The sequence below is a fragment of the Paraburkholderia sp. MM5496-R1 genome, assembly GCF_050436205.1.
Lineage (GTDB): Bacteria > Pseudomonadota > Gammaproteobacteria > Burkholderiales > Burkholderiaceae > Paraburkholderia > Paraburkholderia tuberum.
Genome location: NZ_JBNDLT010000001.1, coordinates 726,471 through 744,805, shown reverse-complemented (window position 1 = coordinate 744,805; position 18,335 = coordinate 726,471). Strand labels below are relative to the sequence as shown.

Genomic DNA, 18,335 nt, shown 5'->3' with positions numbered 1-18,335 from the left:
TCGTCATGGTTCGCGGAGCGGCTTCAGATAGCTTGAATTAATGTAGCCATCCGAACCCGGATCGCAATCGCAGCAGGGCAGGGCGACGGCCAGCACAGGAGAGACCATGCGGTCGGAAGTGAAGTCCGGCGTGCGCCTGAGACGTTATGCAATCACGGTGACGGCCGTCATCGTTGGCCTGCTTGTCGTCGGACGCATCACGGGCATCCTGGTCAACTGGCTGTGGTTCTCTTCGATCGGCTATGGTGGCGTTTTCTGGACCATCCTCTGCGCGAGAGCGCTGCTGTTTGCCGCGGTGTTCGCAGTCTCGGCGTGCGCGATATGGCTGTCTGGGATTTTGGCGCATCGTTACGCGAGGCGCGTCGATGTCTTGCGAGCGCAATCTGTTGATCGATCGGGTCCGACGGAAGTTGCCGTTGAATTGTCTGAACTGATCGCGCCGCACGTTCCCTGGCGCTCCAGTATTGCCTGCGCCGCGGTCGTCCTGGGGTTGGTTATTGCCGCTAGCGAAGTCTCGAGCTGGGACCTCGCGCTTCGCTTCATTTATCAGGTCCCTGTTGGCGAACGCGATCCGATCTTTGACAGGGATATCGGCTTTTATCTGTTCTCGCTCCCCGCGTATGTCGCGCTCAAGAACTGGCTGCTGCAGCTAATCTTCTGGAGCGCGATCGTGGCAGGTGCTGTCTACGGGTTGCGCGGTGACATCGCGCTGGAGCGGCCACCACGCACGCTCTCGGCCGCCCCCCTCACTCATGGTTCGGCACTGCTCGGTTTGTTCTTTGCGGTGAAGGCCTGGTCGTGGTGGCTCGACCGCTTTCTGCTGCTCTATGGCGACAACGGCGTCGTGGTCGGCGCCAGCTATACCGATGTCCACGTCGAGTTGCCGGTCCTGTGGATGCTTGTCGGCCTTGCCGCGGCCTCATCCGTTGCCCTTTGGATCAACATGCGCCGACGGAGCCATCTGCAACCCGTCGTTCTCGCGCTGCTCGTATTCGGCAGTTCGTTTGTATGCGCTGTGATCTATCCATCGCTGTTTCAGCGCTTCTATGTCAAACCGAGCGAGCTGAAACTGGAAACACCCTATATCGAGCACGCTATCGCGCTAACGCGACAGGCTTACGGCCTCGCAAAGATCGAGGTTAAACCGTTTGAGGCCGAGCAGGGACTGACTCTCGATTCGCTGCAGGCCAATCGGGCGACCATCGACAACATCCGGCTATGGGATGTGCAACCGCTGATGGATACCTATGCACAGTTGCAGGAGATCAGGACTTACTACAAATTTATTTCAGTGGACATCGACCGCTATCAGCTTGACGCCGGATACAGACAGGTAATGCTGTCGGCGCGTGAACTGGAACCGGCGATGCTTCCGACCAACGCCCAAACCTGGGTGAACCTGCACCTTATCTTTACTCACGGCATCGGCGTCGTGATGTCGCCAGTCACCGAGAAATCCACCGAAGGCTTACCGTTTTTCTATCTGCACGATATTCCGCCAGTCTCCAGCGGCGGCCCGGCCATTCGCGAACCACGTCTTTATTTCGGCGAAGGCCGCCAGGACTACGTCATCGTGGACGGCAACGTAGCGGAGTTCGACTTTCCCCAACGGCCGACTAATGCCTACACGACGTATAGCGGGCGCGATGGCGTCAGCATCGGCAGTGTGGCACGCCGCAGTTTGTTCGCCTGGCAGCTCGACGATCCGAACATCCTGCTGAGCGGCTATATCACAGACAAGAGCCGGATCCTGCTTCATCGCAACATTCAGGACCGCGTGCGTACGATCGCGCCATTCCTGACTCTCGACCATGACCCCTATGTCGTCGCAAGCAATGGGCGCCTGTTCTGGATCCAGGACGCGTACACCGTCAGCCGGTGGTTTCCTTACTCCCGGCCGGGTTTTGGCGACGGCGCCAATTACATCCGAAACGCCGTCAAGGTCGTGGTCGATGCATATAACGGCACGGTCGATTTCTACGTCAGCGATCCCGCCGATCCGCTCCTGCGCACATACGAGCGCATCTTCCCGGGTTTGTTCAAGCCTTTGGACGTGATGCCACCGGAGCTGCGAAAGCATATCCGCTATCCCGAAGATCTGTTCCTGATCCAGGCGCAGCTCTACCGCGCCTATCACATGGATGCGCCGGAGATCTTCTACAACCGCGAGGATCTGTGGCAGTTTCCCCAGGAGCTGGTCGGAATGGATGGCGGAAGCACCGCCAGCACGATGCCGCCGTATTACACGATCATGCGACTCCCCGGCGACGCACGCGCCGAGTTCATCCTCATGCTGCCGATGGTGCCGAGCCAGCGCGAGAACATGATTGCCTGGCTGGCGGCGCGATGCGATGCGCCCGGGTACGGCAAGCTCATCGTGTACACCTTTCCCAAGGACAAGCTGATCTATGGGCCGTTTCAGATCGAAGCGCGGATTCAGCAGAATACCGAGATCTCGCAGCAGATCTCGTTGTGGAACCAGATGGGCTCACGCGTCATTCGCGGTCATCTCGTGGTCGTGCCGATCGAGAACTCGATCCTCTACGTTTCGCCGCTCTATTTGCGCGCGGCGTCCGGTCAGTTGCCGGAGTTGAAGCGGGTGATTGCCGCGTATGGGGACCGTGTGGTGATGGAGAGCACTCTGGATGAGGCGCTGGCGGCGCTTTTCAGTGAGACCGCACAAGCGGCATCGCCAGCCCGAGGCACCGTGGACGCTCGCGCGAGAGAGGCACTTGTCCACTATGACCGCGCCATCGAGCGACTGAAGGCGGGAGACTGGAGCGGCTTCGGCGCGGAACTGGATGCCCTCCGGCCGTTGCTCGAGGCACTCGGCGCTGGCCGTTCCGATGACCGGAAGTGACCAACGGGACGATCAATGCGGCTCGCCGAGGCAAGCGTCGGCAACATCGACGATCGGCTCGCTGTCGGCGTGAGCTTGAGGAAACCGGTCAACGCACTTGATCTGAACGTAGGTCCACCACGTTCCCGGTGGATCGTGACCCAGCCACAACACAGTGGCTGCGACCTTGGTTCGCAGCCCCCATTGGCGCCAGTCAGCACCCGTTGGCGAAAAGTTTCCGTGAATGTCCTTGTACAGGTTACGGTCCAACCCGTATCGCTTCAGATAGGGCGGGTTCATGCGCTCCTCGGGCGTAGCCGGCTCGCCACTTGCGATGCCCCCTTGCGCCAGGGCCGCGTCCCGGCGGAAATCGCTCACGGCACGGCCGACCACCGACAGCTCGAACAGCAATGCCCCGCCAACTGCCATGCAAGTCGTGACAATGCAAAGCGAGAGCGCCCAAAGCACCCGCCTTCGGGTCGTCGGTGTCTTCATCACTGTCGACCTCCTACCGGCATCGGGATTCGCCGCCATGCCCGGCGCTTCGTTCGCCATTCAAATGGCCGCTCGGCTTTGTCGCAACGGATTTGAGATGGTCGACGGCAGTCGTGTCAGACAGAGTGGCCCGCTTGCCTCGTCAGCAAGAGCCAAGCCGGTTTGCAGTCCGGTACGGGTACTTCAGGCCCTTTGTAGAAGGTCAATCGCCTTTTCGGCATCGTCCAACGAGTCGACCGCGAGATACGCAATGAACTGCGTGCCAAGTACAGCGGCCGAGACGCCGCGAAGGTTGATCCCCCCATCCGCCAACATCTGGGTCAATTGCGCGATGATGCCCAACTGGTCCAGACCCATTACACGGACGGAGTGAAGGCTCGGGGTGACGCTGAACCCCGCCTGTGTGGCGGCACGGATCGCACTTTCTCCCTGTAGCGGAGCGACAAACACGACTCCCTTACCCGCTGCCTCTGGCGTTCGACGTGCCACGACGAACTGCAAGTCGACACCAGCATCCCGCAAGACGCTTAAGACCTTCGCAAGGCCTCCCGGTTTATCGTCGATGGTAGCTGCCCAAACCTCGACCCGTTCCACGCTCAGTTCCATGGCCGTCCCTCCCAGTTCGAACCTCATTAGAAAAATCTACTTCACGAACGGCACGCGGGCAAGGACTGTCGGACTACGCGCCGCTCGGCGAGCCGCGTCCAACTTGCTGCTACTGAACATCTGTATCAAGATCAAGTCGCCTCATCACAAACAGGCGACTCTCATGACAGACGATCCCGATGGCGATCCTGCTACCGATCCCGACAAACTGAAAGGCCCAGGCGGCATGAGTTTGAGGCAGATCCACGAACAGGTTCAGAAGTCCGTCCAGCGCGACTGCGAAGCGCAGACTGCGCGCCACGCGCCCGCTCCACCGCAAAGCCGCTGGCAGCGGTGGGTTCGCTATGTATGGGGCCGTAGCGGGCGGCGCTAACCGCAGTTTGATGAGGGACGTGCTGGTCGCAGACCAGACTCGTTGCATCGTGAAGTCCGCATTGCATCCACCCGGCTACCCATTTGGGTGGTGTGCGCCCCCCGTCGTTCTGTCATTGTGAACCCGTCGTCATAACGCTAGCTGGACAGGCGAGCAAACGTCGACGCGAAGCACTGGCAGGTCACACGCAATTGAAGGGGCTTGAAATGGAAACCACATCCTCGAGCGGAAATCCTTTGATGGATCTCTCGGACAATCTGGCAGACATCGTCGCGCGAGTCGGGCGGAGTGTCGTCGCAGTACACGGCCGACATCGCATGCCGTCGAGTGGCGTAATCTGGCGACGTGGCGTCGTTGTGACGGCTGCACACACGCTCAGGCGTGAGGACGGCATCGAAGTCACTTTGACCGACGGCCGTACTGTCGCCGCAGTCCTCGCGGGCCTGGATCTGGGGTCCGACGTCGGCGTGCTGAAACTGGACGGCGTGGACCTCGACCCGATCGGTTCCGGCGACGCCCACTCACTGAAGCCGGGTCATCTTGCGCTCGCTGTCGCACGTGCGGACGATTCCGGCGTCAGCGCCGATTTTGGCGTGATCGGCAGCATAGGTGGTCCTTGGCGCACGTGGAAAGGCGGACAACTCGATGCGTTCGTGCGACTGGACGGCGGTCTGCGCCCGGGTTTCTCCGGGGCGGCCCTCGCGGACATGCGCGGGCAGGTCATCGGCATCTGCACCTCGGCACTGATGCGCGGCGCCGGCATCGTGATTCCGGGGATGACCGTGGAGCGCGTCACCGATGAACTGTTGGCTAAAGGGCGCGTCTCGCGGGGCTACCTTGGTGTCGGCACGCAGCGGGTCGGCCTGCTGGACGCCTGGGTCAATAAAATGAACCTGTCGTTCAGCAGTGGATTGCTGATCAATTCGCTTGCACCGGGCGGCCCTGCGGAGCAGGCGGGCGTGCTGATAGGCGATGTACTGATCGAACTGGACGGCAAGCCTTGCCGCGACATGGGTGACGTGAGTGCGGCGCTGGGCTCCGCAAGCATCGGGCAGCAGTTGCAAATCGCCTTGATCCGAGGCGGCGAACGCCACGCGTGTTCGGTAACGGTGGGCGAACGGCCCCAGCGGAATTCGTGCAGGTGACGTCCGGGAAGCGACCAAATGTCGGATGGACAGACGATACGGAGGGCGCCTTTACGGGTCGTAGTGATTGCGGCATCGTGGCAAGAGCGCGCAAGCCTGCAAGCGCTTGTCGAGGCGAACCCGGCACTTGAGTTCCTGGGTAGCGCGCCCGACGCCGAAAAGCTCGTCGATTGCCTCGCCGGATCGGTGCCGGATGTGGTCGTCGCCGACATCGCGCCGGAGGCGAGCGATGCGCTCAAGACGCTACTCGAACTCTCGCCCGTGTCGCCGTCGCTCGTCCTGTTGAGCGACGACCCGGACAGCGACTGGATCTTCGATGCGTTGCCCGCCGATGCGGTGGCTATCCTGCCGCGCAACGCGATGCCAGCTGAAATCGTCGTGTCCATCGAAGGCGTCGCCGCAGGCCTTTGCGTGCTGACGCCCGACATCCTCGCAAGGCTGCTGGCCGAAACAAGACCGTCGCGCCAGAAGGGATCCGGCGAACCGTTCGAAGCTTTGACGTTACGAGAGATCGAAGTGCTGGCGATGCTCGCCGACGGACTCGGCAACAAGGAGATCGCGCGGCACCTCGACATCTCGGACAACACGGTGAAATTCCACCTCTCGTCGATCTTCGGCAAACTCGGTGCGACCAACCGCACCGAAGCGGTGATGCTCGGCATGCGGCACGGATTCATCATGGTGTAGACAAGCTCGCGTTTCTCTACCCACGACACTAGACGACGTCATGCTCGAACGTTTTCCACCGAGGTGGCAATCTGCACGAACTCGACATCAGGGCGTACCCCGTAGAGACCGGTGACCCGGTCGAGCAACTCATCGGTGAAGAACGCCTTGGCTGCGTCCTCTGATTCCCAAATGTAGAAGTTCGTGGCTTCATGCTTGGCGGAATTGAGGCGGCGACTGGCACGAGAACGTCGAGCGCGCTCTGTATGCCCAGCGTCATTTCGACAGTGACAGGCAGGCTGCCGATGCCGTGCTTGATCCGCTCGAAGCGCAGATACAGGTCGGGCGCATCGAAGGCGAACGTCTGGTTGACGGCAACGCGATCCAGATCCAGTCGATCGTCCAGCGGGCGCTCAGCTACGGGCAGTTCCGCCAGGTAATCGACGAGCCACGCAATCAGCATTTCGGCCAACCCGTGTACTTCGGCGCGACGAGCTGACGTCGAAGATGTCGGTTCTTCCTTGCGGGCCACCCAGACCGTGCCGCGGTACATCGCGGATGTACCGCAACGCGAAGATCACTCGCCGGGCGCGCAGCACCTTGCTGATCCCACCTTGCGCTCGCAGATTCTCGACCGAAGAAATGTCTGCGAATACTGAAAGACCCGCGTTGGGATCGACGTACACGTCCGCTTTTCACCGCGCTACCTATTGCGCGGGCGTTGTATGTGGGGTTGTGCTAACCATAGACCACGCTGTGGCAGAAGCCGGCTCAGTTTCTGCCGCTCGACCGCATTTTCGAGCGCTCATTCGAACGACTGCTCCACTTCGTGACCCGCCGGATACTCAACGCGGACTCCTCGGCCAATGCCGATCTTGGGGCGGGCTGGATTCTACGTCGGCAATGTGATGGATTGCCGACGGTAGCGGCGTCGAGCAGCCGGGCGACAGCTTCCGGCATCGCGAACTCAATGGTCGGAATGGCGCGGTGGCATTGATATCCTCTCTCTGCCATGACTGGACCTGTTCGACGCGACAGGCTACCGAGCCGGCGAAATGCCGCTGGCTGGCGACAGTCTGCGCAGCAAGATCGACACCTATACCAACGTATCGCCGGCCTGACCACATGGATTAAGCGACGATCCCAATGTAGGGATGGTTCAATCGTTCGCCTCGGTCTATCGTTCTTCCAAGTCGGAAAGTCTCATTCCGCTGAAGAGCGACCCGAATCAGACAGCACGAGGTGAACGGTTCCATGGACAAGTTCATGAGCATGCGCATCTTCTCCCGAGTAGTCGAGGCGGGAAGCTTCAGCGTCGTTGCGGAGCATATGAGTTGCAGCAAGGGGAACGTATGGCGTGCCGTCTTGGCACTCGAAGACCAGCTGCAGACGCGGCTCCTGCAACGCACGACACGTCGGGTATCGCTGACGGAACCCGGCGAGCGCTACTACCAGAAGTGCAAGAGGATCCTGGCCGACCTCGACGATGCCGAAGCCGAAGCACGCGACGCCCACACCCGCGCGCGCGGAAGACTCCGCGCTCACTGCGTAACCGATCTCGGTCTCGGACAGTTGACGCACTTGATCATCGAATATCGCAGGCGTTTTCCTGCCGTTTCAGTGCATCTCAAGTTCCCGCCGCGTATGGCGAACCTGATCACGCAATACAACCTGAACCGTCAGACATTTATCGTCGTTGGTCAATTAAAAACGCGCTGTGTGACTTTCTTTCGCGCGTGATGGAGAACGCAAGATGCACACGATCAGATTACCTCGCATTCGGGCAGGCTATATCGTTGCCGCGTGTATTGTGGCAATTGCCGCAATGTGTGCGTCTCGAACGCCCGGTCTGATGCAGGCCATTCTCGTCGTCGGTACGAATGCGCAATTGCCGCTCGAATGCCTGGCCGCAGAGAGTCCAGAGAACGCCGAGCCCTCGCCTGTTGCTACCGTCGCCGACCGTTCCGAATGGAAGGCGCATGTCCCGACGCAAGGCCGCGCCCCGCCACGCAAATGCTAGAAGAATACAACTCTCCCGTGCGCATTCGACGCGAGCGCCGTAGCATGACTGGCTACGAGCGAAGCGTGACCAGTTTCAAGTACTGGACGTAGAGTCACCGCGCACTTCATTCACCCGTTCTCATCGATACACAAGCGGTCGCGATCGGGCTGAATTTCTGAGGTGGAGACTCGCCCCGATGACGATCACGCACGAACAAGCCATGTCGATGAGCATCCCGTCCAAGCCGCTGGCCTACGACTCTCAATGCTGCGATCTTGCCATACCTAAACCGTACAGTTTCTTTTCGTTGACGTGGGCGGTGACCTTGATAACGATACTGTCCAGTATTGTAAAACGCGGACGGGAGTAGGAGATCATGCAAGAGAGACATTTGACGATGCGCCAAATGACCCGGATCGTCATCGGCGGCGGCGGCATCGCTGGACTTCTGCTCGCGACCAGGCTGGGCAACACGCTTGGCCGCAGCGGCCGCGGTCAGGTTACGTTAATCGACAAAAGTGCAACGCATATCTGGAAGCCCATGCTGCACACCATCGCGGCAGGCACTCGCGATGTCCAGCAACAGCAGGTCATCTATCTCGCCCACGCCCGCGACCACGGCTTCAACTATCAGCCAGGCGAAATGGAAGGCCTGGACCGCGATGCGCGGGTCGTGAAGCTGGCTGCGCTGCGTTCGCCGTCGGGGGAGGTCGTGATCGGGCCGCGCGCGGTCGAATACGATGTGCTGATTCTTGCGTTAGGGAGTCGCGCCAACGACTTCGGCACACCAGGCGTACTTGATCATTGCCATTTCATTGACAGCCAGGCACAGGCTGAAGTCTTCAACGAAGCATTGCGAATCCGTATATTCCGGAGCGTTGTGACGAATAGCCCGTTGCGCGTGTCTATCGTCGGCGCCGGAGCGACCGGCGTCGAACTGGCTGCGGAGTTGAGTCGCTTGCTCGAAGTGGCGTCGAGTTACGGCGACCCCGGCATCCGCTCACGTCTGCAGCTCACCCTTTATGAAAGCGCACCGCGCGTACTGGCGGCATTTCCGCCGGCGGTGTCGGAGTCCAGCGAGGCACAGTTACGGCATATCGGCTTCTCGGTACGAACGGGCACGCGAGTGACCGCCGCCGAACCCGATGGACTCCGGTTGGGCGACGGCAGTAAGCAACCGGCGGATTTGATGGTATGGGCGGCGGGCGTCAAGGCCTCTGATTTTCTAAGCAAACTGGATGGGATCGAGAGCAATCGTTCCAATCAGATCGCCGTCAGGCCAACCCTGCAGGCACAGGACGACGACACACTATTCGCCCTCGGCGACTGCTCGACGTTGACGCTCGCCGGCAATGAACGCCCTCTCGCACCCACGGCGCAAGTCGCCACGCAACAGGCACAACACCTCGCGAAGCACTTGCCGGACTGGCTCGGCGGGGGATCATTGCCCGACTTTGCATTTCACGACTTCGGCGCGCTCGTGTCGCTGAGCGACTACAACGCTTTTGGGACGCTCGGGCAGTTCGGATTCTTCCGCGGCGGGTTTATCAAGGGCCGATTCGCGCAGCTCAGTCACGCCATGCTCTATCGACAACATCAGCAGGCTTTGCACGGTTTCGGCAAGGCCATGATGCTGTGGACTGCCGAGCGGATTAACGGTTTCGTGCAGCCGAAGATACGGCTGAGCTGAGCGCCACCTCGCTTTTGACGGGAGTACTGCCATGGATCAATGCGTGACGGCCGACACTGCATGGCAGCGCACAGTCGGCCAACTCGATTTGGGATGCGCGCAACAATTGACGGCTCGGGTCAGGAATATAGTTGATTCGGGTGGATCGAGCCGTCTGCCGGTCAAGAATGGCGACGTTGCGATCGCGCTGCTCGATCGACCCAGTCCACGAACGGCCACGGTATCGTGGAGCGACCCTCGATGTTGCAAGTACGGCGAACAGCTTTGGCGCCTTGCTACAGCGAATCGATCGGGTATATGCGCTTTGAGCGGACAAGGCATCGCCGCAGGCGATGTAATCTACCGCCCCGCAAAGGTCGAGCCGCCTCCCGCAAACGCGGCTGCCATGATGCTCGCAACGTTAGTCGAGCTCGCCTTTACCGATCCATCCTGTTAGTTTTCGCGGGCATGTTTCGCTGTTGATCCTTCCCGGATCAACACTGCGCGACAGCGCAGTTGCTGCCCGCGATCGATCAGTCAACTTGTATCCTCGAGCCACATACAGGACGTCGCCGATGCGCGCGAATGTCGCTTAAGGAAGGTCTGCACAACCCGCTTTTGAAGCATTACCTTTCACATCAAGCGCAGCCTCGGCCTTCAGATCTTTGTTGGCGAGTTGATTGCCATGGTCTTTCCGCGCGCCGGAGCGCTCCAACCCGACATGTGATCTTCATCGGCCCGGTGTTTCAAACTTTGCGCAAAGCTCTACGCGCCATCCATAAATTGCCCAAAGCAAACAGCGTAGTGATCTGGGCGGTGTTCTTCATCAAACCACGATAGCGGGTCTTCATGTAACCGAACTGTCGCTTGAGGATGCGAAACGGGTGTTCGACCTTGGCCCGAATACCCGCCTTCAGGCGCTCGATCTGATCATAGATCGCGTCCAACGAGTCGCTCAGATCCAGTTTCCTGCGCTTTGCCGGTCGCATCGCCACATGCCAACGAACCGCGTTAGTCTCACAACGCTTTTCGATACCCTGATAACCGGCGTCCGCATACACGTCCGTTTCCTCACCATGCAGCAACGCCTGGGCTACGGTGATGTCGTGAACATTGGCCGCCGTTCCAATGACCGTATGGACCAGGCCCGAGTCGGCGTCCACGCCGACATGCATTTTCATCCCGAAGTACCAGTTGCCACCTTTCGGCGTGGATTGCATTTCCGGATCGCGCGTGCCGGAGCCATTCTTTGTCGAACTGGGCGCGGCAATCAGGGTGGCGTCGACTGCCGACCCAGCCTTAAGCATCAGGCCTTTCTCCGTCAGGATTTCATTGACCAGCGCCAGCATTTGCGCCGCCAGTCCGTGCGTTTCCAGCAGGTGGCGGAACCGGAGAATCGTGCTTTCATCCGGCAAGCGAACCATCCCGCCGTCGAGACCCGCGAACTCTCGATAAAGCGGCACGTCATAGAGTGCCTCTTCCATAGCAGGGTCTGATAGACCGAACCATTGTTGCATGAAATGAATCTGCAGCATCGTTGCAATCGGGAATGGCGGCCGACCGGTTTTGCCCGTGAGATAGTGCGGCTCGATTAGCGCAATCAGCTTCAACCAGGGCACAACGCGTTGCATCTCATCGAGAAATTCCCGCTTGTGCAGTCTTCAGTGTGTTGCATCCACCGGTTGAATCCGACCCCCGCCACCTGCCGGACGAAGATCGCCGGATGGCCGCTCATCGGACGCTCACGTTGCAGATAGTCAGCGAGTGCCTGCCCGGTTTCCATCGGCAGCGTAGTACGTCCTGCCGCAGCGACTTTGTGCCCCTCAACGTCGCTGTGCCTGCGCGCCAGTCGACGTCGCTGATCATGAGTTGCGCGATTTCGGCAGAACGCAGCCCCATGTCCAGCGCCAGACGGACAATCGCATAGCTACGCTTCGGCCAGCGGCGAGCGCCTGCAACCGCGCCCAGGAGGTACTCAACTTCCTCTGGCGCGAGCGCGCGTGGCAGCGATACGAGCTTCCAATGGACGGGATTCAGTATGACGGCGCTGAGCTTGCAGACCTGGTCACCGCACGTCGCCCGGTAACGCAAATAACTGCGTAAGGTACAAGCCAGTTGAGAAGCATAGGAGGCCGAGCCTCCGGCCCCTAACTGTGACGAAAGGAACCGACGAATATCGTCAGGGCGCAGCTTTCTCGGATCGACTGCGCGCCGCTCGAAATTCTGTCGCAAGAACAAACCGACTATGCGGAGTTGATTACTCCGTGTTGTGGCTGCCAGTCTACAAGACCGGGCCCTGGCTTCGTGCAAACTCGTTGGCTTCATAACGGTCCCCTGAAATGGAACCGTTACTCCAGATCAACGCTGAAATTATGTCGAGTTCCCAGCTGAACCGCCTGCTGCCGGCCCCTTGTTTGCCGGGCCTTGTCGGCAATCGGCTCGGCTACTTCCCATAATCAACGACTTTGCATAGTTGGCCAATGCCGACCTTGGGGCGGGCTGGATTCTACGTCGGCAATGTGACGGATTGCCGACGGTAGCGGCGTCGAGCAGCCGGGCGACAGCTTCCGGCATCGCGAACTCACACTCCCGACCCGAAGCAGTCCATCGGCCAGTATCTCTGACAGGCTGCTTTCCGCGCGCGAACAGACGCCGGGACAAGAACCCGATAGCTGTGGCATGGGCTATCTGCCGTGCCAGCCGTACTATTTCGATCGTAGGCGGCGGCCCTTGGTGTTGGAGCAACCAAAACGCGAAAATTTGCATCCTTTCGAATCAACGGGTTACGCCGGTCCACGACGAATAAGCTGAGACACGCACAGCCATAAATCGAGAATTTGCCACGCTGGCGTCGGCGACCTCAAAATGCCGGATTCGAAAACCAAACGGGTTCCCATCGGAAATGGCATTGGCGTTTCGCAGAATCGCCGTTCAGAAATAACATTTCATATGTTACTACCCCGCCAATCGAATGCCACGCCGGCGACGCCTGACCAGACGGTCCGATTGGCCGGTTTATTGTTCCAGAAAGGACGCTACCGTATCCCAGTTGTCGTTCTCAAAAGCGGGCGCGACCTTGTCGATTTCATCATCACCCATTCCCACGGCCGGGGACCGGGCGAGTCGTTTCCAGTCGTTCAGGGCAGCCATCATCCGGGTCAGGATTGCATGAGCGTCGTCATCGGACACGCCAAAGTATGCCGCTGCATCCAGCGCCTCCTGGATATCTCCGGTTTCACCGGTCGCTTCGGTCACGGCGGTTTTCAGGATGGGTTCCTTGTCGGGGAACGGGTTCACGTCAAACAGCGGGGCGAGCCGCCACTGACCCCCGCCGCTGTGCAGGAAGCCGTGGTTGTGCATGTGGTCATCCACGTTGGTGATGAGCATGCTGAAGCAGATGCGCGCCCAAAGCTCCTGCTTGTCTTCGAGGGGTCTCGGGGAGAACCGGTCAATGGCCTCCGCAATCTGCGTGTATGCGCCATCTTCCCTGGAATCCAGCTGCAGCAGCGAGGCCGCAGACAGGTAAGGGATGCGACCGCCAGCCCGGGGTCGGTCAAACCGCACGATAAGCGCGACAGCCTGGGTGCCAGACATGATGACTTCGGCCTCGGATGCATTCAGGCCCGCCTCTTTCGCGAGCAACAGCGCCAGCACCTCACCGCGCGCCACGTCACGCGTATCACTCACGCTCGGAAACTTGGCGATGGTCAGGGTGCCGTCGGCCGTCAGGACCGTTGCTTTGGGTCGCATACCGCCGAGCGAGGTGCCGCGCCCTTTCAGATACGCGAGGTCCGTCGCCGTTTCCTTGCCGGATTCGACCGCTTTCGACGCCTGAATCAAGGTCTGCAGCGGGACCTCGTGAGTTCCTTCAGGCAAGTTGTCGTCATGGGGCACATCGAGGAAGGGGCTGTCGGCATTGTCCCTAAAGCGCAGTGCGCCAATGCGGCTGGAATCCAGCACCCCCAGCAAATAGTCCAGGTCTGACAGCTGTGCGGAACCGGCGTCTCGGCCGGCGTCTTTTTCAGCCTTGCGCCGTTGGGCATGGGCGCGGTTAATGACACGGCGTCCCCAGCCATCAGGCTCAGTATCGGCAATGGCACCCGCAAAGGTAGAAGTCTCCTTGCTTCCCGTGCGGTATTGAAAGTCGGTGCTCAGGGGGAGGTCCGGAGACAGTGCGAAGCAATCTGGATTACTGAGCCAGGCGGGGGAGTACCGGAACGCCGAGACCTCTTTTTGCCCCTGTCTGGAAAATTGCAGTTCGCCCACTTCCAGTCCCGTATCGCCCAGATAGACGAGCAGCGTCCGCGTTGTGCTGGTTTTTGCTTTTTTTGTCGTTGCCATTACAGGGCTCCACTGTCCGGGTTGGTTTTGCGTACCCGGATGCGTTTGGCTACCGCCTTGTTCATGAGCGCTAGGCCGAGCGCATCATTGGTGGTGTTCAGGGCCTTGTTGAGCTCGGGGAGGAGGTTCAGGATGTTCAGGACCCGAACCACAGCGCCCCACGACACTCCGGGGTCGCCCTGTTCCAGCCGGTAGAGCGTCTTTTTTGAGATGCCCGCCCGCTCCGCCATGGATGACGTAGAAAGCCCCCGGCGTCGGCGGGCCAGCGCAAGGTCATCTCCGGCAGCAACCAGCGCACGCTCGACCGGTAAGGGCATCGGACTTTCGGTGAAGCGGCCGGAAGGTTTGGGTGTCGCCGCTGTTTTTGGTTTATCGGTCATATCTGAACCCTTAACATGTTAATACGTCATATTTGACCACTGTACGACATCCCTCATGTGGACGCCAGTGCGATGTTGGAAACGGTCAGATATGGGCCAATATTTCACTTAAGAGGTCATATTTGGCTCGTTATCTTGGAATCAGGCGCGTGAAGGGGCCGGAGGCTCCCTGTTGAAAAACGCCCACCCAACCGTGAGCGCGACATCATGTTCCTGTCGAGGGTGGCCGACCCCGAGCGCTGCCACGCGCTTTCAGGGAACGCCTATGACCAGCGTTTCAACGTCGCGGCGAGTCGTGCGCGCGGGCTGGACCTTCTGGCGATGCTTCGCGTCGACGTGGTGTCTGCGCAAGGAGAAATCTTCGAGGAGCTGATTGAGCGACTCACGAGCATGGGCATCGAGCCTCTAGGTCGCGAACATCGTCTGACTTAGAGCTCTGCATGTCTGAGAATCGCCCAAATGTGTACCCTATTAAAAAAAGACCCATAAATTTCTCAACTTACGGGTCCTAGATTCTCAGGTTATGCGTCTACCTACATTTGGCATCCGCCGTCTAACCGCTTATCGTAAAGGCGGAATGTTCCGCCACGATTTTCAGCAGAAAGTCCATCACTGCCCGTACTTGCGGCGAACGCCGCAAATCCCGATGCACAGCCATCCAGATATCACGCGAAAACCGTTCGCCGTCGTATGCGACGCGTTGTAGATTCGCATCGGTATCTGCCAGGAAGCACGGGAGGCCAGCCACGCCGGCGCCTGCTCGGGTCGCTGCAAGGTGGCCCGTGATATCGCTGATTTCGCAAGCAATAGGTCGTCCTCTTGCAACGCTCATCAACCACTTCTGCTGTGGCATGTCCGCGAATCCGGCATCGTAGACGATGAATTCCCATGCAGATGGATTGTGCAGGTGCGGATAGTCCCTGCTCGCGTATAGGTCGAACGGCATACGCCCTAGCTTGCGTACGACGCTGGTCGCTTCCTCCGGACGGACCAGCCTTAAGGCGATATCCGCCTCCCTTCGGCTAAGGGAAACCTGTCGTGCCTGGCCAGAAACAGACAACTGGACGCCGGGATTTGCAAGCCGGAATTCCGCCAGATGCTTCACCAGAAAACTGGCCACTAGTACCGGCGGTGCGCTCAGCGTGACTTTTCCGCTTAGCGGGGAAAGGCTGGCATCAAGGAACCGTTCAATCGCGTACGCGTTCTCTTCCATTCCCTGCGCCAGTTCGAACACGCGCTGTCCAGCGAGAGTGAGTTTGCAGGCCCTGGGGAGCCGTTCGACAAGGCGCGTCTTGACCTCGTCCTCGAGTGCGCTCAAGCGTCGGCTCACCGTCGCGTGATCAACCTTCAGATCGCGCGCGGCCCCTGACAACGTACCAATGCGGGCGACAGCCAGGAAATGACGAATATTTTCCCAATCGAACATCTGTGCAATTTCTCAAGGATAGTGTGCGGTTTTGGGGAATATTCGCACAAAGGCGACATGCCTACCATGAGACTCGTTCAGTCGATAAGGGTGATTCCAGATGAGCATGTCTATGAGCCGCGATCAACGCGGCACTCTCGCCGCCGCAGGGCTGGGCTTTGTCGTTGTTTTGCTTGATGTCAGCGTTGTCAACGTCGCTCTTGACGCTTTGCGAGCCCGTTTCACCACGGACGTGACCGGCCTGCAATGGGTTGTCAACGCGTACACGCTGGCATTCGCGTCGCTGCTTCTCACCACGGGCGCCTTAGGTGATCGCTTCGGCGCAAAGCGAATCTTCACTGCTGGATTCGCCGTCTTTACTGTGGCATCGATTGCATGTGGGATCGCGTACTCGTTGCCGATTCTTGTGGCTGCACGCGTCGTACAGGGCATGGGCGCTGCGCTGTTGGTGCCCAATTCGCTGGCTATGCTGCGCCAGGCGTTCCCTGATACGGAGCAAAGAGGCCGAGCGGTGGGCTGGTGGGGAGCTGCAGGCGGAATTGCACTTGCAGCAGGACCTGTGCTAGGTGGGCTGCTGGTGACTCACGTGGGCTGGCGCAGCATTTTTCTGATTAACCTGCCGATCGGAATTGCAGGCGTGAGCCTTACTCTCCGTCATGCGGCGACAGCCGCACGGGCGCATAGCCGAAGCATTGACCTTGCCGGCCAGGTGGCGGCCATTCTGGCGCTCGTCGCTCTGACCGTGTGCCTCACGGAAGCGGCCCGGTTTGGATGGCATCATCCGTTGGTCTATGGTGCGCTACAGTTCTCCGTTGTTGCCGCCTGGGCGTTTCTGTGGCTTGAGTCACGCCATACGGCACCCATGCTCCCATTGGCTCTTTTTCGAACGACTACGTTCTCCGCAGCCTCGGCCGCCGGCGTCATCGTGAACTTTGCCTACTACGGTTTGATCTTTGTTTTTAGTCTCTTCTTTCAGATAGAGCAGCAGTTATCAGCTCAGTGGACTGGCCTCGCGTTTTTGCCCATGACCGTCGTTCTGATGGCAGTGAATATCCTGGCGGGTCGGCTGCTCAACCGCGTCGGCGCAAAGAAACTCATGATTGCCGGCATGCTGATTGCCGCGTCGGGTTATCTGCTGCTGTTGCCGGTTCGCATAGACGGCTCGTACTGGATGCTGGTCGTGCCAATGCTCATAGCCGCAAGCGGCATTGCCTTAATGGTGCCGACCATGACAAACGTCACGCTGTCATCCGTGGATGCTTCCCGCTCGGGTATCGCGTCAGGAGTGCTCAACTCGGCGAGGCAGGTAGGCGGCATGCTCGGGGTGGCGGTGTTCGGGTTTTTCGTACGCGATACCCGTCCTGATGCATTTATGCAAGGTATGCATCTTTCCATCATGACCGCTGCGGTGCTCCTGCTGTGCGGCAGCGTGATGTGCCTGTACGGAATCAGAACGCCACGGCCCGTGCACATTGAGAACACTTCCAGGATTCTGGCCTCTGACAGATAAGACCCGATTCTTCAGGTGTGCAGTCGCGCGTTAACCGCAATGGCTCATGTATGCCTGTAAGCAGACACGCTGGATTTTAGCTGAATGCCCGTTGATGGCCGGAGCGAACATTGAAACAGAACTTGCCGTCTGCATCGCGACACAGGGATTGCATTGGTCGCTAGCGACATGCCGGTCCCGTCGCGGACTTCGCAACCCGTCACCTCGCCCGTGCGGTAAGGCGCGCAATCATCCGATCAGCCATTGTGCGATCGATGACTGCGAATGAGCGGCTGGTGCGCTCATAGGCGTACATGGCGCCCGTCGCGATGTCGAACCACCAGCCGCTCAATACGAGTGCCCCGGCAGTGACCTGCTGGCGGACGATCGGGTAGGTCATCAGGTGCTCGAGTTGCACGAGTACGTTGAGTTGCGACAATTGATCGTGTGCTTTCAAGCTGTCGTCGAGCGGACCTTCCTGTTCAAGGCGAAACGCTGCGTTGTTGGCGTGGCATAGCCATTTATCGAGGTTTGGTGATTTCAGCTTGGCGTGCCTGGAGAATACGGCCTTCATCGCGCCGCACTCCGAATGTCCACACACGACAATATTCGCGACTTTCAACACCAGCACGGCATATTCGATCGCGCTTGCCTCGGAAAGATCTCCGGTAGAGACGCCCTCCGCAGTCGCCGGTGGTATCAGATTGCCGACGTTGCGCATTGTAAAGAGATCGCCGGGATGGGTTGATGCAAGCAGATCCGGCACGACCCGGCTGTCCGAGCACGTTATGAAGAGCGCATCAGGTGTCTGCGCGAGCGCGAGTTTGCTGAACTGCTGCACGTATTGCGGCAGCATTTTCTCCCGGAATTCAACGATGCCCATGATGAGTTTTCGCATGGTTTG

19 protein-coding genes are annotated in these 18,335 nt (G+C 59.5%); 11 read left to right on the top strand and 8 right to left on the bottom strand.

Annotation, left to right across the window (positions count from 1 at the left end; genetic code table 11):
* The first annotated feature begins 106 nt into the window (after positions 1 to 106).
* On the top strand, positions 107 to 2,860 hold the full coding sequence (locus OKW38_RS03775) for a UPF0182 family protein (RefSeq protein ID WP_429360031.1): 2,754 nt from the start codon (positions 107 to 109) through the stop codon (positions 2,858 to 2,860).
* A 12-nt stretch (positions 2,861 to 2,872) separates the two neighbouring features.
* Here OKW38_RS03775 and OKW38_RS03770 read toward each other — a convergent pair whose 3' ends face one another.
* On the bottom strand, positions 2,873 to 3,334 hold the full coding sequence (locus OKW38_RS03770; protein ID WP_429360029.1) for a hypothetical protein: 462 nt from the start codon (positions 3,332 to 3,334) through the stop codon (positions 2,873 to 2,875).
* A gap of 183 nt (positions 3,335 to 3,517) precedes the next feature.
* A complete protein-coding gene (locus OKW38_RS03765) occupies positions 3,518 to 3,940 on the bottom strand; it encodes an ACT domain-containing protein (protein WP_184044736.1) in 423 nt (140 codons plus the stop codon).
* 163 nt (positions 3,941 to 4,103) lie between these two features.
* Here OKW38_RS03765 and OKW38_RS03760 point away from each other — a divergent pair, with 163 nt between their 5' ends.
* The 8 genes from OKW38_RS03760 to OKW38_RS03725 all read left to right on the top strand — a co-directional run bounded on the left by OKW38_RS03760 (position 4,104) and on the right by OKW38_RS03725 (position 10,252).
* A complete protein-coding gene (locus tag OKW38_RS03760) occupies positions 4,104 to 4,313 on the top strand; it encodes a hypothetical protein (RefSeq protein WP_084754273.1) in 210 nt (69 codons plus the stop codon).
* 239 nt (positions 4,314 to 4,552) lie between these two features.
* Positions 4,553 to 5,458, top strand: coding sequence for a S1C family serine protease (locus OKW38_RS03755; RefSeq protein ID WP_429360681.1), 906 nt, complete (start codon positions 4,553 to 4,555; stop codon positions 5,456 to 5,458).
* 18 nt (positions 5,459 to 5,476) lie between these two features.
* Positions 5,477 to 6,145 carry a LuxR C-terminal-related transcriptional regulator gene (locus tag OKW38_RS03750; RefSeq protein WP_429360027.1) on the top strand — a complete coding sequence of 223 codons (669 nt, stop codon included), beginning with the start codon at positions 5,477 to 5,479 and terminating at the stop codon, positions 6,143 to 6,145.
* Positions 6,146 to 6,434: 289 nt separating this feature from the next.
* Positions 6,435 to 6,623, top strand: a complete 189-nt coding sequence (locus tag OKW38_RS03745; protein ID WP_090811035.1) for a hypothetical protein — start codon at positions 6,435 to 6,437, stop codon at positions 6,621 to 6,623.
* A 755-nt stretch (positions 6,624 to 7,378) separates the two neighbouring features.
* Positions 7,379 to 7,864, top strand: coding sequence for a LysR family transcriptional regulator (locus OKW38_RS03740; RefSeq protein ID WP_429360025.1), 486 nt, complete (start codon positions 7,379 to 7,381; stop codon positions 7,862 to 7,864).
* A 13-nt stretch (positions 7,865 to 7,877) separates the two neighbouring features.
* Positions 7,878 to 8,144, top strand: coding sequence for a hypothetical protein (locus OKW38_RS03735; RefSeq protein ID WP_429360023.1), 267 nt, complete (start codon positions 7,878 to 7,880; stop codon positions 8,142 to 8,144).
* A 379-nt stretch (positions 8,145 to 8,523) separates the two neighbouring features.
* Complete coding sequence (locus OKW38_RS03730) at positions 8,524 to 9,816, top strand: NAD(P)/FAD-dependent oxidoreductase (protein ID WP_429360679.1); 1,293 nt, start codon at positions 8,524 to 8,526, stop codon at positions 9,814 to 9,816.
* A gap of 31 nt (positions 9,817 to 9,847) precedes the next feature.
* On the top strand, positions 9,848 to 10,252 hold the full coding sequence (locus OKW38_RS03725) for a DUF3331 domain-containing protein (RefSeq protein WP_244144742.1): 405 nt from the start codon (positions 9,848 to 9,850) through the stop codon (positions 10,250 to 10,252).
* A 289-nt stretch (positions 10,253 to 10,541) separates the two neighbouring features.
* Here the strand turns inward: OKW38_RS03725 and OKW38_RS03720 are convergent, their stop codons facing one another.
* From OKW38_RS03720 to OKW38_RS03705, 4 genes are all read right to left on the bottom strand, one after another.
* Entirely contained in the window at positions 10,542 to 11,453 is a 912-nt protein-coding gene (locus OKW38_RS03720; RefSeq protein WP_429360677.1) for an IS5 family transposase, read from the bottom strand.
* 73 nt (positions 11,454 to 11,526) lie between these two features.
* Positions 11,527 to 12,120 carry a tyrosine-type recombinase/integrase gene (locus OKW38_RS03715; protein WP_429360021.1) on the bottom strand — a complete coding sequence of 198 codons (594 nt, stop codon included), beginning with the start codon at positions 12,118 to 12,120 and terminating at the stop codon, positions 11,527 to 11,529.
* Positions 12,121 to 12,810: 690 nt separating this feature from the next.
* A complete protein-coding gene (locus OKW38_RS03710) occupies positions 12,811 to 14,136 on the bottom strand; it encodes a type II toxin-antitoxin system HipA family toxin (RefSeq protein WP_429360018.1) in 1,326 nt (441 codons plus the stop codon).
* The gene (locus OKW38_RS03705; protein WP_244145165.1) at positions 14,136 to 14,516 is read right to left on the bottom strand and encodes a helix-turn-helix domain-containing protein; all 381 of its coding nucleotides are present in this window, start codon (positions 14,514 to 14,516) and stop codon (positions 14,136 to 14,138) included. Before OKW38_RS03705 ends, OKW38_RS03710 begins: the two co-directional genes overlap by 1 nt.
* Before the next feature lie 207 nt (positions 14,517 to 14,723).
* Between OKW38_RS03705 and OKW38_RS03700 the strand changes: the two genes are divergently transcribed.
* Positions 14,724 to 14,948, top strand: a complete 225-nt coding sequence (locus OKW38_RS03700; RefSeq protein WP_167368781.1) for a hypothetical protein — start codon at positions 14,724 to 14,726, stop codon at positions 14,946 to 14,948.
* 121 nt (positions 14,949 to 15,069) lie between these two features.
* On the opposite strand, the gene OKW38_RS03695 is transcribed toward OKW38_RS03700, so the two are convergent.
* Positions 15,070 to 15,942: a LysR family transcriptional regulator gene (locus tag OKW38_RS03695; RefSeq protein WP_187613438.1), complete on the bottom strand. Its 873-nt coding sequence runs from the start codon at positions 15,940 to 15,942 to the stop codon at positions 15,070 to 15,072.
* Positions 15,943 to 16,054: 112 nt separating this feature from the next.
* On the opposite strand from OKW38_RS03695, the gene OKW38_RS03690 reads away from it, so the two are divergent.
* Positions 16,055 to 17,452: an MFS transporter gene (locus OKW38_RS03690; RefSeq protein WP_429332734.1), complete on the top strand. Its 1,398-nt coding sequence runs from the start codon at positions 16,055 to 16,057 to the stop codon at positions 17,450 to 17,452.
* Between the two features lie 199 nt (positions 17,453 to 17,651).
* On the opposite strand, the gene OKW38_RS03685 is transcribed toward OKW38_RS03690, so the two are convergent.
* Positions 17,652 to 18,329 (bottom strand): carbonic anhydrase, encoded by a 678-nt coding sequence (locus tag OKW38_RS03685; protein ID WP_090811049.1) that lies wholly within the window; start codon positions 18,327 to 18,329, stop codon positions 17,652 to 17,654.
* Positions 18,330 to 18,335 lie beyond the last annotated feature (6 nt).